The sequence below is a fragment of the Phenylobacterium sp. genome, from assembly GCF_046463815.1.
In the GTDB taxonomy this organism is placed as follows: domain Bacteria; phylum Pseudomonadota; class Alphaproteobacteria; order Caulobacterales; family Caulobacteraceae; genus Phenylobacterium.
Map to the genome: position 1 here is coordinate 98,537 of NZ_JBKBRO010000013.1, position 13,771 is coordinate 112,307.

The window sequence follows — 13,771 nt, forward strand, 5'->3', positions numbered from 1 at the left end:
ATCCGATGACCGTCATCCAGCGTTGGCACGAGATCGTCGAGACCCGCGACCGCGAGGCCATGGCCGCGCTGATCGCCCCGGAGGCGGTGTTCGAGAGCCCCGTGGTCCACACGCCCCAGCAGGGCCAGGCGATCACCGTGAAGTACCTGTCGGCGGCTCTGGAGGTGCTGAACAACGACACCTTCCGCTATCTGGGCGAGTGGCGGGCCGAGCGCTCGGCGGTGCTGGAGTTCGCCTGCGAGATCGACGGGATCACCGTCAACGGCGTCGACATGATCTGGTGGGACGAGGCCGACCGCGTCGTCCGCTTCAAGGTCATGATCCGCCCGCTGAAGGCCATCAACCTGCTGCATCGGCTGATGGGCGAGAAGCTGATGGCGGGCGCCTCTACCCCCGCCTGAGCTTTCCTCCGGGCGAGTCGGGGAGGGACGGCGGTGAAGGCGGCGGGCGTGATCCTGGCCGCGTTGGGCGCGGCGGCTTTGGCGTTCGCTCCGCAGGTCGCGGCGGCCCAGCCGGCCACGGCCTCGGCGGCCGACCTCGTCATCGTGCCCGAGAACCCGCTGCAGAACTCCAAGACCCTCTACGGCGTCGGCCACCAGCGCCTCAGCCCGGACAACCGCATCGAGACGGTGGGCGGGGTGAAATGGACCGTGGTCCGGGGCGTGGCCTACGACGCCAAGGCCCTGCTGGCCGACGTGAGGGCCATGGTCGACCGGCAGAGGGCGGCAGGCCGCTTGCCCTACAGCGGCGGTCCCGGAGGCATCGGGAAGCGGGACCGGGGCCCCTTGCCCCAGGCTGGGCTGGCCGCCTTCGGCGCGTGGGCGGCGGGGTCGTCCAGGTAGCGGCCGATGTCGCGCGCCGTCTGGCGGTAGAAGGCCTGGGTGAGCGGATCGGGGTCCTTCCGCTTGCCGAGGTCGGCCGAGAGCGCGGCCAGCCGTTCGAGCACATAGGCCTTGGCCTCGGGCGAGGCGTCGGCCTTGGCGCCCAGCATCATCATGGACTCCAGCGCCGTCTGCTGGCTCACCCGGCGCAGCGCCCGGGCTTCCGGCGTCCCGTCGCGGGCCGCGTCCCAGGTGCGGGCCATCACCGCGTCCACCATCTGCGGGAAGGTCAGGGCGTCCGGCTGGCGGGCGCCCAGCGCCACCATGCGCGCGGCCCGGTCCGCGTCGAACAGCGGCTCCAGCACCAGGGCCGAGAGGATGCGCGCGGCGCGGAGCTGGTCGAAGGCGGCGTCGGCCGACAGGTCCTCCAGCGTGCCGCCGGGGTCGGGGGTGAGCTGGGCCAGCAGCGGCTCGGGGATCGCCAGGTTGACCGGCTCGACGGCGTCCAGCAGCAGGCCCAGCACGTCGCGCTGCAGGGCGCCGGGCACGAACTCGGTGGGGGGCAGGGCGTCGCCCTTCACGACGATGTTCGTATAGAGCCCTCCCACGTACTTGAGCCCGGATTCGATGGCCCAGCGGTGGTGCAGGTAGGCCATCCAGAGGCGCATGTCGCGCAGCGCGCCGACGGGCTCGCCGGGCTTCAGCATCTCCTGGCCGTAGGTGGCGAGCATGATCTTTCGCGCCGCCAGGGTTTCGCGCAGGTACTCGGTGGGCGTGGCGCGGTCGTCGTACCAGGTCCAGCGCGGGTCGGTGTCGGGGACGTAGAGGATCCCCTTGGCCCGCATGTCCTGGATCACCCCGTCGAGGGCCGCCGCCTCGTCGGCGGCGGGGAAGGGCGTGTAAGCATAGCGGACCATGTAGGCGTCGTAGGCGCCGATGGCCTTCTGGAACGGTTCGGTCAGGTCGAGCTTGCCGTTCGTCACCTTCACCCGCGGCGTGGGGTATTCCATCACCGAGGCCCGGTCGTTCAGGCTGGAGGCGAAGTTGTGCCCGAAGCCCAGGGCGTGGCCGAGCTCGTGGGCGGTCAGCAGCGCCTGGCGCAGCAGGACGAGGTCGCGCTGGGCCGGCGGCATGCCGTCGAGGCCGGCGGCCGTCAGCAGGTTCGGGTCGGCCACGGTCGCGCCGCTCCCGTCCTCGGGCAGGCCGCCGCTGTAGGCGTCGAAGTAGTTGGCGATGGTGCGGATGCGGTGGGAGTCCATCCGCGTCTTCGAGCCCAGGATCTCGCCGGTGCGCGGGTCGCGGTAGGTGCCGCCGCTGGAGAAGCCGCGCTCGTCCCGCTCGATCCACAGGACGTAGGCGTAGCGGATGTCCATCGGGTCCATGTCGGCCGGTGCGTCGCGCGCCTCGATGGCGTTCCTGAAGCCGGCCTGTTCGAACGCCGCGTTCCACCACAGGAGGCCTTGCTTCATGGCGTGGCGCAGCGGCGCGGGGATGGCGGGGTCGAAGTAGAAGACGATCGGTTCCTTGGGCTCGCTGATCGCGGCCGTGGGATCCTTCTTCTCCAGGCGCCAGCGGGTGATCCAGGCCTCCTTCGGGGAGTCGCTGATCGGCTTGGAGAAGTCCTGGAAGCGCAGGGTGCTGACGCCGATGCGCGGGTCGGCCTCGCGCGGGACGTAGCCCGTGGGCGCCTTCAGGAACGAGTGGCGGATGCGCAGGCTCACCATCCGGGCGTCGGGCGTCACGTTGCGCACCAGCGCGCCCGGCGCCTCGGCGACGTAGGTCGAGAGCGTCTCGATTTCGGTGTTCTCGGGGAAGGCCTTCATGCGCGCCGGCTGGAAGGCGCTGCGGCCCGCATCGAACTTGAAGGCGCCCTGGTTGGCCCGCTTGAGCGCGCCCTCGATGTTGGCGGCGTCGCGCATGAAGAGGGCGGTGGCGTCGACGACCACCCGGCCGCCCGCCTCGGACTCGATCGGCAGCGAGGCCAGCAGCGAGGTCGGGAACGAGGCGGCGACGTTGGCCGCCCGGGCGGCGTCGCCCGAGACGGCGCGGTAGTCCAGGTTCTGCTCGATCACGAGCACGCGCGGACCCACCCGCTGGAAGCGGATCACCGTGCTCTCCAGGATGCCACGGTCGAGGGGCAGCTCCACCGACCCGCCGCCGCTGGCCGCCGAGACGTAGTAGAGGACGTCCTGGTCGAAGGCGCCGATCTCCAGCAGCACCCGGCCCTTGACCGCGTCCCACGAGAAGGGGATGAAGCCGTCGAACCGCTGCGCCGCCGGCGGCGCGGGCTTCGCCGGCTGGGCCAGGGCGGGGGAGGCCACAGCCAGGCTTAGCGCCGACGCCGTCGCCACGCAGAAAGTCCTAAGTCCCCAGTGGCCAAGGCTTGCCATGAAACGCCTTCCCGGATGATCGCCCGATCGCGAGAGACGGCCGGAAGGGCCGAGGGAGCAAGATCGGGCGCGGACTCGGCCGTGAGATTCGAAAATCTGCGATCCAGGCGCCCAGATCGGATGAATTTCGTCGCAGTCTCTGCGCCCGGAACAGACATCGGGCGCTGCGGGATGGTGCCGGATGCAGGGCTCGAACCCGCGACCTTCGGTTTACAAAACCGCTGCTCTACCAGCTGAGCTAATCCGGCCCGTTTCGGGACGCCCGCCGCTTATGGGGTGAAGCCCGGCCGCTCGCAAGGGCGCCTTGGCCCGCCCGCCGGCCTGTGCTTGCCTGTCCCCAACCAGAAGAACGAAGGGGAGGACGGCCATGCGGTTCGAGGAGTACCGGGCGCACGACGCGGTGGGGCTGGCCGGGCTGGTGGCGCGGCGCGAGGTCTCGGCGGCCGAGCTGCTGGACGCCGCCGTGGCGCGCATGGCTGAGGTCAATCCACGGATCAACGCCGTCACCCTGGACCTGACGGAACGCGCACGGGGCGAGGCGCCGGCCTCGGGTCCGCTGGCGGGCGTGCCCTTCCTGCTGAAGGACCTGGGCGCGAACCTCAAGGGGACCGTCACCTCGGGCGGCTCGAAGCTCTTCGCCCACGCCGTGGCCGAGGCCGACAGCGCCACCACCCGGCTCTACAAGCAGGCGGGCCTGAACATCTTCGGCAAGACCAACACGCCGGAATTCGGGCTGTGGCCGGTGACCGAGTCCGAGCACCTGGGCGTCTGCCGTAATCCCTGGGACCTGGGGCGGACGCCCGGCGGTTCGTCGGGCGGGGCCGCGGCCGCGGTCGCCGCGGGGATCGTGCCCGCGGCGCACGCCAGCGACGGCGGCGGCTCGATCCGCACGCCGGCCGCCTGCTGCGGCCTCTTCGGCATGAAGCCGTCGCGCGGCCGGGTCAGCTTCGCGCCCCAGGGCGAGGGCTGGGCCGGAGCCTCGATCCAGCACGCGGTGACCCGTTCGGTGCGGGACAGCGCCGCCTTGCTGGACGCGGTCTGCCAACCCCAGCCGGGGGATCCCTATTTCCTGGCCCCGCCCGAGCGGCCGTACCTGGAGGAGGTTGGCCGCGAGCCCTGCGCCTTGCGGATCGGCTTCACGACGGCGGCGCTGCAGTCGGCGGAGCTGGACCCTGAGTGCCGGGACGCGGTGCTGGACGCGGCGAAGCTGTGCGAGGACCTGGGCCACACGGTCGAGGAGGTGAACGTCCCGGGCGACTTCCCGGCCATGCAGGCGGCCGCCGGCCTGGTGATCGCCGCCAGCGTGGCCGCCAACCTCGCCGCCGAGGCCGAGCGGCGCGGCCGTCCGGTGGAGCCCGGCGAGGTCGAGGTCCTGACGGCCGCCTCGGCGCGGCGGGGCGAGGGCGTGGCGGCGCCGGACTACGTACGGGCGATCCAGACCCTGCATGCCTTCGGGCGGGCGGTGGCGGCGCTGTTCGAGACCTACGACGTGCTGCTGCTGTCGACCCTGGGACGGCCCGCCATCCCGATCGGCTGGATCTTCGAGGACCGGCGGCTGATCGCCGAACGCATCTTCGCCTTCATGCCCAACACCCAGCCGTTCAACAACACGGGCCAGCCGGCCATGACCGTACCCCTGGCGTGGAGCGGCTCCGGCCTGCCGGTCGGCGTGCAGTTCGTGGGCCGCATGGGCGAGGAGGCGGGGCTGTTCCGCCTGGCCGGCCAGTTGGAGCGCGCCCGGCCCTGGTTCGACCGGACGCCCGCCCTTTAGGCGCGGCGGCGCTGCTGAACGAGGTAGGCGCCGATCACGGCGGTGGCCACGAGGCCGATCAGGATGGTCGAGACGGCGTTGATCTCGGGGTTCACCCCCAGGCGCACCTGGCTGTAGAGCCGCATGGGCAGGGTGGTGGCGCCCGGGCCAGAGGTGAAGCTCGCGATCACCAGGTCGTCGATGGAGAGCGTGAAGGCCAGCATCCAGGCCGCCGCGATGGCCGGGGCGATATTGGGCAGGGTGACGGCCAGGAACGCCTGCCAGGGCGCGCGGCCCAGGTCGCGGGCCGCCTCCTCAAGGCTGCGGTCGAACTGCATGAGGCGGGCCTGCACGACCACCGTCGCATAGGCGAGGCCGAGGGTGGCGTGGCCGGCGGTCACGGTCCAGAAGCCGCGCGGCAGGCCCGCGGCCACGAACAGCAGCAGCAGCGACAGGCCCAGGATGATCTCTGGCAGGACGAGGGTGGCGTAGATCATGCCGGCCAGGCCGGTGCGCCCCCTGAACCGGCCGCCCCGCACCAGGGCGACCGCGGCCAGCGTGCCGACCAGCGTCGCCAGGGTGGCGGCGATGGCCCCGACCCGCAGGGTGGTCCAGATGGCGTCCTGCATCTGCCGGTCGTGGAGCAGGGCGCGGTACCAGCGCGTCGAGAAGCCGCCCCAGACGGTGACCAGCCGGCTGTCGTTGAACGAGTAGATCACCAGCAGGACTATGGGCGCGTAGAGGAACACGAGGCCCAGGCCCACGGCGGCGAGGTTGAAGGCCGAGGGGCGCCCATTCATCGGAGGAACTTCCCGGGCTGGCGCTCGAAGATCAGGATCGGGACGAGGAGGGTGGCCAGGAGCACGATGGCCACGGCCGAAGCGGCCGGCCAGTCGCGGTTGGCGAAGAACTCGGTCCAGATGACCCGGCCCAGCATCAGGGTCTCCGAGCCGCCCAGCAGGTCCGGGATCACGAACTCGCCCGCCATGGGGATGAAGCCGAGGAGGGCGCCGGCCGCGACGCCCGGCAGCGAGATCGGGAAGGTCACGCGCCAGAAGGCCTGTGCGGGCGTGGCGCCGAGGTTGCGGGCGGCCTCCACCAGGTGCGGGTCCTGGCGCTCCAGCACCGCGTAGAGCGGCAGGACCATGAAGGGCAGGTAGGCGTAGACGAGCCCCAGGACGACCGCGGTCTCGGTGTTGAGCAGGTTGACGGCGGGAAGGCCCAGGGCGCCCAGGGCGGCGTTCAGCAGGCCGGCGGGCTTCAGGATGGCGATCCAGGCGTACACGCGGATCAGGAAGCTGGTCCAGAACGGCAGGATGACCGCCATCACCAGCAGCCGCTGGGCGGCGGGGGGACAGCGGGCGATGCCGTAGGCGATGGGATAGCCGACCAGCAGCAGGATCGCCGTGCCCAGGCCCGCGAGCCACAGGCTGGAGAGATAGGCGTCGAGATAGAGCCGGTCATCCTTCAGCCGGGCGTAGGTTTCGAGGTCGAGGCCGGCCAGGAAGGCGCGGACGCCGGAAAGGCCCCGGCTCCAGTCCAGCGTCGGCGCATAGGGCGGCATGGCCAGCGCCATGTCGGACAGCGACAGCTTGGCGACCAGCAGGAACGGGAAGGCGAAGAAGACCGCGAGCCAGAGGGCCGGCGCGAGCGCCGCCAGCCGCGAGCGGTCGGGCTTCACTGGGGCAGCACCGCCGCGGCCTCGGGCGCGTAGGTCAGCCAGACCCGGGCGCCCGGCGCGATGTCGCCCGCGCCGTCGAGGTTGGCCTCGCTGACCCGGATCACGCCCTGGGCGGTCTCCACGAGGTAGCGGGTCCGGTCGCCGAGAAAGGCCGTCTCGACGACGGCGCCGGAGAGCAGGGAGCGGGCCGGGGCGGCGCGGTGCAGGACGATCTTCTCGGGGCGGACGGCCAGCCAGCCGCCGCCGTCGCGCGGGAGGAGGTTCACCTCGCCGATGAACTCGGCCACCTCGCGGGTCGCGGGCCGCTCATAGACCTCGCGCGGCGCGCCGGTCTGCACGATGCGGCCATCGCGCATGATGGCCAGACGGTCGGCCAGCGCCATGGCCTCGTCCTGGTCATGGGTGACGATCATGAAGGTGAGTCCCAGGCGCCGCTGGAGCGCGGTCAGTTCCAACTGGGTTTCCTCGCGCAGCTTGCGGTCGAGGGCGGCCATGGGCTCGTCCAGCAGCAGGATGCGCGGGCGTGGGGCGAGCGCGCGGGCCAGCGCCACCCGCTGCCGCTGACCGCCCGAAAGCTGGTCGGGGCGGCGCCCGCCCAGGCCGTCCAGCTTCACGAGGGCCAGCATCTCCTCGACCCGGGCGGCGGCCTCCGCCCTGGGCAGGCCCCGCAGGCCGAAGGCGATGTTCCCGGCGACCGTCAGGTGCGGGAAGAGGGCGTAGGACTGGAACATCATGTGCACCGGCCGCCGGTGCGCGGGCAGGGCGGCGATGTCCTGGCCGTCGAGCAGGATGCGGCCCGCGTCCGGCGCCTCGAACCCGGCCAGCAGGCGCATCAGCGTGGTCTTGCCGCAGCCGGACGGTCCCAGCAGGGCGAAGAACTCGCCCTCCCGGATGGCCAGGGTGACGTCGTCGACGGCGGGGCGGCCGTCGAACCGCTTCGTCACCCCCTCGAAGCGGACGATCGCGGCGCCGCTCACCGCCCCGCTCACCGGCCGGTCAGGACGCGCGTCCACTGCCGGTTCACCTCGCGCAGAAGGGCCTGGTCCTTGGTGGTGGTGACGAAGAGGCGCCGGCTGACGGCCGGGGTCGGATACACGTTGGGATCATCGCGGATCGCCGGGTCCACCAGCTTCGTCGCCGCGGCGTTGGCGTTGGCGTATTCGGTGTAGTTGCTGGCCCGGGCGATGACCTCGGGCCGCAGCATGAAGGCGATGAACCTGTAGGCCGCGTCCGGGTTCGGGGCGTCCTTCGGGATGGTGAACAGGTCGAACCAGACCTGGCTTCCTTCCTTCGGGATGACGTAGCCGATGTTCACGCCGTTCCTGGCCTCCTCGGCGCGGATCCTGGCCTGGAGGACGTCGCCCGAGTAGCCGATGGCCACGCAGATGTCCCCGTTGGCCAGGGCGTCGATATATTCCGAGGAGTGGAACTTGCGGACGTAGGGTCGGGCCTTGAGCAGCAGGTCCGTGGCCGCCTGATAGTCGGCGATCGCGGTCGAGTTAGGGTCCTTGCCCAGGTAATTCAGGGTGATCGCGTACATGTCCTCGGACGCGTCGAGGAAGTAGACGCCGCAGTCCTTGAGCTTGGCGAGGTTCTTCGGCTCCAGCACCACCGCCCAGCTGTCGATCGCCACGCCGGGTAGGCGCTTGGCCACGGCGTCCTTGTTGTAGCCGATGCCGATGGTGCCCTGCATGTAGGGCACGGCGTATTTCGCGCCCGGATCGAACGGGGCCAGCAGCCTCATCATCTCGGGCGACAGGTTGGAGAGGCCCGGCAGCTTGCTCTTGTCGAGCGGCTGGATCGCGCCGGCGGCGATGTAGCGGGGCAGGTTGTGGTTCGAGGGGACCACGAGGTCGTAGCCGGTGTTCCCCTGGAGCACCTTGGTCTCGAGCACTTCGTTGGAATCGAAGGTGTCGTAGGTGACCTTCAGGCCGGTTTCCTTACCGAACTCGTCCAGCAGCGCCGGGTCGATATAGTCGGTCCAGTTGTAGATCCGCAGCTCGCTGGAAACCTTTCCGCCGCCTTGGCCGCCCATGGGGCCGCACGCCGCCAGAAGCAGCGTCGCCGCCAGTCCCAAGGCCGTCGTCCACGCCCGCATCGCGTCCGGTGCTCCCCTCATTTGCTGGTGGTTATAGGGCGCTTTCGCTCGGGGACCATACCCGGACGGTTGAACCAAGGGCGAGTGCACGGCTACAGCGCGTTCACGCCCATCGGAACCCGCCCATGCCCTTGTCCTGGACCGCGATCGCGCCGATCCTGCTGCTGACCGCCTCCAATGTCTTCATGACCTTCGCCTGGTACGGCCATCTGAAGGTCGAGCACCGGCCGATCTGGGCCATCGTGCTGGTGAGCTGGGGGATCGCCTTCTTCGAATATTGCCTGGCGGTGCCCGCGAACAGGATCGGCCGGCTCGCCTACGATCCGGCCGAACTGAAGGCCATGCAGGAGGTGATCACCCTGGCGGTCTTCGCCGTCTTCTCGATCACCTACCTGGGCGAGCGGTTCACGCCGAACCACGCCGTGGGCTTCGCGCTGATCGCGCTGGGGGCCTGGTTCGTGTTCAAGGGGCCGTTCGCCGCCTAGCCCGCGGGGCCGGGCTGGACCATGACCGTGAGCTCGTTGGTCTTGGTCATGAACTTCACCCCCTTCACCCGGCCATCGGTATAGCGGCCCCAGTAGCCGCTCACGTCGATCGGGGTCGGGACCTGGGCGCCCGGCTGGGTCGGCTGGGAGGCGATGACGTCCACCTCATAGATGCCGTCGGGCGGGGAGGCGGCGTAGATCCTGGGCAGGAAGGCGGCGTCGGTCCAGCCGGCGCTGGGCGCCATGCCCGTGGCCTTCAGGTTCAGGCCGCCGGCGTGGCTGACTTCGGCCGATCCCGACTGGACGGACAGGATCTGCTCCTGGCCGGCGTACATCTGGGCCGGGCGGGCCAGGGACTTCTTGGGCGGCGGGGCGGTGGCCTGGGCCTCCTGGCTCCCGCCCTGGCAGGCCGTCAACGACAGGCAGGCCAGGATCCCCGCGGCAAGCAGCACTCCACGCATGACCGTGCTCCTGAAAGCGTTTCTCCGTGCGGGGCGGTTCTTCTTACCGGCGACTCAAGGCCGCCCGCTCACCCCTAAGGCGGAGTTTGCGCCGATACCGGTGTTTGGCGAGCTTTTCTTGAGGCCCGCCTTTGGCTAAGCGGGCAAGCGGGCCTATAAGCGCCGGTTTCCCAGACCCCGCGCATTTCCGGAACGCCATGTCCCGCATCCTGATCACCTCGGCTCTGCCCTACATCAACGGGATCAAGCACCTGGGGACGCTGGCAGGCTCCATGCTGCCGGCCGACGTCTATGCGCGCTTCCAGCGGGCGCGGGGCCGCGAGACGCTCTACATCTGCGCCACCGACGAGCACGGCACGCCGACCGAGCTGGCGGCCGCCGAGAAGGGCCAGGACCCGGCGACCTTCTGCGCCGAGGCGCATGACGTGCAGCACGACCTGGGCCGCCGGTTCGGCCTGTCGTGGGACCACTTCGGCCGCTCGTCCTCGCCCCAGAACCACCGCCTGACCCAGCGCTTCGCCCAGCAGCTCTGGGAGGCCGGCTTCATCGAGGAGCGGGTCACCCAGCAGGTCTATTCCAACGCTGACAAGCGCTTCCTGCCGGACCGCTACGTCATCGGGACCTGCCCGCACTGCGGCTACGAGGCCGCCCGCGGCGACCAGTGCGAGAACTGCACCCGGGTGCTGGACCCGGCCGACCTGCTGCATCCGCGCTCGGCGGTCTCGGGCTCGACCGACATCGAGATCCGCGGCTCCAAGCACCTGTTCCTGCGCCAGAGCCTGTTCGCGGGCAAGCTGCGCGAATGGATCGAGGCCAAGCGGGGGCGCTGGCCCCATCTCGTCACCTCCATCGCGCTCAAGTGGCTGGACGAGGGCCTGCAGGACCGCGGCATCACCCGCGACCTGGAGTGGGGCGTGCCGGTCAACGCCTTCGAATGGGGCCCGAACCCCGAGGGCAGGCTGCCCGACGTCGAGGGCCTGGCCGGCAAGGTGTTCTACGTCTGGTTCGACGCGCCCATCGAATACATCGGGGCGACCTGGGAGTGGGCGGACGCCCGCGCCATCGAGGCGGGCCGTCCGGGCGCCAAGGATGAGGAGTGGGAGCGCTGGTGGCGCGGACCCGCCGCCTCGGACGTGACCTACGTCCAGTTCATGGGCAAGGACAACGTGCCCTTCCACACCGTGGGCTTCCCCTGCACGCTGATGGGGGTGAACGCACGCGAGGACGCGCAGTGGAAGCTGGTCGACGACCTCAAGGGCTTCAACTGGCTCGACTACTACGGCGGCAAGTTCTCGACCTCGCAGGGCCGGGGCGTGTTCATGGACCACGCGCTGGAGCTGCTGCCGGCCGACTACTGGCGCTGGTGGATCATGGCCAACGCGCCCGAGACCTCGGACGCCACCTTCGCCTGGGAGCAGTTCCGCGACCAGGTGAACGCCGACCTGGCCGACGTGCTGGGCAACTTCGTCAACCGCATCTGCAAGTTCGCCGAGAGCCGGTTCGAGGGTCAGGTCCCCGCGGGGGGCGAGCCGGGGCCGCTGGAGGCGAGGCTGGAGGACGAGACCCTGGCCAAGCTGCGCGAGCTGACCGGACACCTTGAGGATCGCGAGTTCCGCAAGGCGTCCACGGCGCTGCGCCAGCTCTGGGTGCTGGGCAACCAGTACCTGACCGAGGCCGCGCCCTGGACGGCGATCAAGACCGACCGGGACCGTGCGGCCGTGGCCGTGCGCTACGGCCTGAACCTGGCGGCGCTGTTCGCCAAGGTCTCGGAGCCCTTCATCCCGTTCGCCTGCGAGAAGGTGTCGCTGGCCCTGGGCGAGGCGTTCCCGGCCCGCTGGCCGTCGCTGGACGGGGAGGGCATGCTGTCTGCCCTTGAGCCTGGCCGCGCGATCGCCGCCCCCGAGGTGCTGTTCCGCAAGATCGAGGAGCCCCAGGTCGCCGAATGGCGCGAGCGCTTCGGCGGGCCGGAGACGGTCGTGGGTTGATCCCGCGGCCTAATGGGCCCCGCCGCCGCCGTTCTTGTGGCGGAGCTGGGCGGCGGCTTCCTCGGGCGTGATGTCCATGAAGTCCGGGACCACGGCGTTGTATTCGGCCGTACGGCCCAGGTCGACGGCGATGGTCCGGTGGCCCTGCCACATCATGTGCAGGGCGACGTAGAGGACGATGAACAGGCCGATGAAGCCGATCCAGCGGTAGCGGTGCAGCAGGCGGGCGATGGCGTGGGCCGCCACGCCCATCAGCGCGATCGACAGCAGAAGGCCGATGATCAGCACGGTGGGGTGCTCGCGCGCCGCCCCGGCCACGGCTAGCACGTTGTCAAGCGACATCGAGACGTCGGCGATCAGGATCTGCAGGAAGGCGTCCTTGAACGACTTGCGCGGCCGGTCGGTGGGCTCGGTGGCGGGATCTGAGTCCAGCACGGCCTCGGCGTCGGACTCGTCATCCTGGGCCTGGTCGCGCAGCTCCTTCCACATCTTCCAGCAGACCCAGAGCAGCAGCAGGCCGCCGGCGAAGAGCAGGCCGATGATCCCGAGGAGCTGGGTGGTGATCAGCGCGAAGCCGATGCGGGTGACGACCGCCGCGCCCAGGCCCCAGAGAATCGCCTTGCGCCGCTGTTCGGGCGGCAGGCCGCCGGCCGCCAGACCCACCGCCACCGCGTTGTCGCCGGCGAGGACCAGGTCGATCATCAGGACCTGGAAGAGGGCGGCTAGGCCGGAGGCCGTGAACAGCTCTGCGAACATCGCGCCTCAATGCGTCAGCGCGCGTCTGGCTGCAATGGCTCAGGTGCGGGGGCGGCTCGCCTCATAGAGCGCGATGGCCGCGGCGTTGGAGACGTTCAGGCTTTCGAAGCCGCCCGGCATGGGGATCTTCGCCAGTTCGTCGCAGTGCTCGGCCACCAGCCGGCGCAGGCCCTCGCCCTCGGAGCCCAGCACCAGCACGGTCGGCGCGCCGTCCAGCACCTCGTGGAGCCCCCGGTCGGCGTCGCCCGCCAGGCCCACGGCCCGCCAGCCGGCGCCGGTCAGCTCGTCCAGGGCGCGCGAGAGGTTCACGACGTGGGCCACGGCGACCTTGTCCACCGCGCCGGCGGCGGCCTTGGCGAGCGCGCCGGTCAGCTTGGGCGCGTGGCGGTCCTGCAGGATCACGCCCGCCGCCCCGAAGGCGGCGGCCGAGCGCAGGATGGCGCCCACGTTCTGCGGGTCGGTCACCTGGTCCAGCATCAGGAGCACCGCGCCTGGTGCGGCCTCGAAATCCGAAAGATCCACCTCCGCCAGGGGGCCGGGGCGCAGGGCCACGCCCTGGTGGACGGCGCCCTGGGGCAGCGCCAGGCCGATGGCGTGGCTGTCGGCCGTCTCCAGCACGGCCAGGCGGCCGAATCGCGCCTCGATCTGGCGGGCCTTGTCGGGCGTCGCGAGCAGCCGGACGGGCTGGCCGCGGGCCGGGTTGGCGAGCGCCGCCTCGACCGCGTGCCACCCCCAGATCCACTCGTCGGAAGGGGCTTCCCGACCCTTCTGGAAGCGGGGTTGAGGGCGGAATTTTTTCCCCTTGCGGGCGTCGTTGCGTTCGGGGTGCGAGGCCACTATAAGACGCGCTCCAAATTGGGGCCCCCGGACGGGGCGCCGCTTTTCAGGACTGTGCAGACGGCGCTCAATAGGCCCCTCGCATCCCGGAGCGGAAGCCTTTTTCAGAGGTCCCGGTGAGGCTCCGAGCGCGCTGGGGGAATGTCCCGAGCGGCAAAGGGGGCGGACTGTAAATCCGCTGGCGTCAGCCTTCGTAGGTTCGAGTCCTACTTCCCCCACCACGCGCCGGCCAACTGAGGAGATCGCGGCGACCCCGCAGCAGTTTTGGCGGGTATAGCACAATGGTAGTGCAGCAGCCTTCCAAGCTGAGGATGCGGGTTCGATTCCCGCTACCCGCTCCAGCTCTCCTCTCAACGTTTTAGACAAGCAACGCCGGCAGGACCCTGATGGCCAAAGAGAAGTTTGAACGCACGAAGCCGCACTGCAACATCGGCACGATCGGTCACGTGGACCATGGGAAGACGACGCTGACGGCGGCGATCACCATGACGCTGGCGAAGACCGGGG

General features: G+C 70.6%; 14 protein-coding genes and 3 tRNA genes. 8 read left to right on the forward strand and 9 right to left on the reverse strand.

Annotation, left to right across the window (positions count from 1 at the left end):
* Positions 1–5: 5 nt before the first annotated feature.
* Together ACK4TT_RS10600 and ACK4TT_RS10605 are read left to right on the forward strand one after the other, a co-directional pair.
* On the forward strand, positions 6–401 hold the full coding sequence (locus ACK4TT_RS10600) for a nuclear transport factor 2 family protein (protein WP_409639358.1): 396 nt from the start codon (positions 6–8) through the stop codon (positions 399–401).
* 33 nt (positions 402–434) lie between these two features.
* Positions 435–842 (forward strand): hypothetical protein, encoded by a 408-nt coding sequence (locus ACK4TT_RS10605; RefSeq protein WP_409639361.1) that lies wholly within the window; start codon positions 435–437, stop codon positions 840–842.
* Here ACK4TT_RS10605 and ACK4TT_RS10610 read toward each other — a convergent pair.
* Complete coding sequence (locus ACK4TT_RS10610; protein WP_410212968.1) at positions 740–3,172, reverse strand: zinc-dependent metalloprotease; 2,433 nt, start codon at positions 3,170–3,172, stop codon at positions 740–742. The genes ACK4TT_RS10605 and ACK4TT_RS10610 overlap by 103 nt on opposite strands.
* Positions 3,173–3,383: 211 nt before the next feature.
* A tRNA-Thr gene (locus ACK4TT_RS10615) sits at positions 3,384–3,459 on the reverse strand.
* Between the two features lie 119 nt (positions 3,460–3,578).
* On the opposite strand from ACK4TT_RS10615, the gene ACK4TT_RS10620 reads away from it, so the two are divergent.
* Positions 3,579–4,982 carry an amidase gene (locus ACK4TT_RS10620; RefSeq protein WP_410212969.1) on the forward strand — a complete coding sequence of 468 codons (1,404 nt, stop codon included), beginning with the start codon at positions 3,579–3,581 and terminating at the stop codon, positions 4,980–4,982.
* Here the strand turns inward: ACK4TT_RS10620 and ACK4TT_RS10625 are convergent.
* The 4 genes from ACK4TT_RS10625 to ACK4TT_RS10640 are packed head-to-tail and all read right to left on the reverse strand — an operon-like array spanning position 4,979 to position 8,740.
* Positions 4,979–5,761 carry an ABC transporter permease gene (locus ACK4TT_RS10625; RefSeq protein ID WP_409639369.1) on the reverse strand — a complete coding sequence of 261 codons (783 nt, stop codon included), beginning with the start codon at positions 5,759–5,761 and terminating at the stop codon, positions 4,979–4,981. The genes ACK4TT_RS10620 and ACK4TT_RS10625 overlap by 4 nt on opposite strands.
* Positions 5,758–6,642, reverse strand: a complete 885-nt coding sequence (locus ACK4TT_RS10630) for an ABC transporter permease (protein WP_410212970.1) — start codon at positions 6,640–6,642, stop codon at positions 5,758–5,760. The genes ACK4TT_RS10625 and ACK4TT_RS10630 overlap by 4 nt, the downstream gene beginning before the upstream one ends.
* Positions 6,639–7,655, reverse strand: a complete 1,017-nt coding sequence (locus ACK4TT_RS10635) for an ABC transporter ATP-binding protein (RefSeq protein WP_409639374.1) — start codon at positions 7,653–7,655, stop codon at positions 6,639–6,641. Before ACK4TT_RS10635 ends, ACK4TT_RS10630 begins: the two co-directional genes overlap by 4 nt.
* Positions 7,628–8,740, reverse strand: a complete 1,113-nt coding sequence (locus tag ACK4TT_RS10640) for a polyamine ABC transporter substrate-binding protein (RefSeq protein WP_409639377.1) — start codon at positions 8,738–8,740, stop codon at positions 7,628–7,630. Before ACK4TT_RS10640 ends, ACK4TT_RS10635 begins: the two co-directional genes overlap by 28 nt.
* Positions 8,741–8,865: 125 nt before the next feature.
* Between ACK4TT_RS10640 and ACK4TT_RS10645 the strand changes: the two genes are divergently transcribed.
* A complete protein-coding gene (locus ACK4TT_RS10645) occupies positions 8,866–9,225 on the forward strand; it encodes a DMT family protein (protein WP_409639380.1) in 360 nt (119 codons plus the stop codon).
* Here the strand turns inward: ACK4TT_RS10645 and ACK4TT_RS10650 are convergent.
* Positions 9,222–9,686: a hypothetical protein gene (locus ACK4TT_RS10650; RefSeq protein WP_409639383.1), complete on the reverse strand. Its 465-nt coding sequence runs from the start codon at positions 9,684–9,686 to the stop codon at positions 9,222–9,224. The genes ACK4TT_RS10645 and ACK4TT_RS10650 overlap by 4 nt on opposite strands.
* 197 nt (positions 9,687–9,883) lie before the next feature.
* On the opposite strand from ACK4TT_RS10650, the gene metG reads away from it, so the two are divergent.
* Complete coding sequence (gene metG, locus ACK4TT_RS10655) at positions 9,884–11,671, forward strand: methionine--tRNA ligase (RefSeq protein WP_409639386.1); 1,788 nt, start codon at positions 9,884–9,886, stop codon at positions 11,669–11,671.
* A 9-nt stretch (positions 11,672–11,680) separates the two neighbouring features.
* Here the strand turns inward: metG and ACK4TT_RS10660 are convergent, their stop codons facing one another.
* Positions 11,681–12,427 carry a TerC family protein gene (locus tag ACK4TT_RS10660; RefSeq protein WP_409639389.1) on the reverse strand — a complete coding sequence of 249 codons (747 nt, stop codon included), beginning with the start codon at positions 12,425–12,427 and terminating at the stop codon, positions 11,681–11,683.
* Between the two features lie 39 nt (positions 12,428–12,466).
* Positions 12,467–13,264 (reverse strand): 23S rRNA (guanosine(2251)-2'-O)-methyltransferase RlmB, encoded by a 798-nt coding sequence (gene rlmB / locus ACK4TT_RS10665; protein WP_409639391.1) that lies wholly within the window; start codon positions 13,262–13,264, stop codon positions 12,467–12,469.
* Positions 13,265–13,399: 135 nt separating this feature from the next.
* Between rlmB and ACK4TT_RS10670 the strand changes: the two genes are divergently transcribed.
* The 3 genes from ACK4TT_RS10670 to ACK4TT_RS10680 form a co-directional block, all read left to right on the forward strand.
* Positions 13,400–13,485: transfer RNA gene (locus ACK4TT_RS10670), tRNA-Tyr, on the forward strand.
* A gap of 46 nt (positions 13,486–13,531) precedes the next feature.
* Positions 13,532–13,605 (forward strand) — tRNA-Gly (locus ACK4TT_RS10675).
* A gap of 45 nt (positions 13,606–13,650) precedes the next feature.
* Positions 13,651–13,771 (forward strand): GTP-binding protein (locus ACK4TT_RS10680; protein WP_409613811.1); only part of this gene is annotated, 121 nt, incomplete at its 3' end.

Coding starts and splice junctions, on each gene's coding strand:
- ACK4TT_RS10600 (WP_409639358.1), top strand. CDS start 6: ATGACCGTCATCCAGCGTTGGCACGAGATCGTCGAGACCCGCGACCGC.
- ACK4TT_RS10620 (WP_410212969.1), top strand. CDS start 3,579: ATGCGGTTCGAGGAGTACCGGGCGCACGACGCGGTGGGGCTGGCCGGG.
- ACK4TT_RS10625 (WP_409639369.1), bottom strand. CDS start 5,761: ATGAATGGGCGCCCCTCGGCCTTCAACCTCGCCGCCGTGGGCCTGGGC.
- ACK4TT_RS10640 (WP_409639377.1), bottom strand. CDS start 8,740: ATGCGGGCGTGGACGACGGCCTTGGGACTGGCGGCGACGCTGCTTCTG.
- ACK4TT_RS10645 (WP_409639380.1), top strand. CDS start 8,866: ATGCCCTTGTCCTGGACCGCGATCGCGCCGATCCTGCTGCTGACCGCC.
- ACK4TT_RS10650 (WP_409639383.1), bottom strand. CDS start 9,686: ATGCGTGGAGTGCTGCTTGCCGCGGGGATCCTGGCCTGCCTGTCGTTG.
- metG (WP_409639386.1), top strand. CDS start 9,884: ATGTCCCGCATCCTGATCACCTCGGCTCTGCCCTACATCAACGGGATC.
- ACK4TT_RS10660 (WP_409639389.1), bottom strand. CDS start 12,427: ATGTTCGCAGAGCTGTTCACGGCCTCCGGCCTAGCCGCCCTCTTCCAG.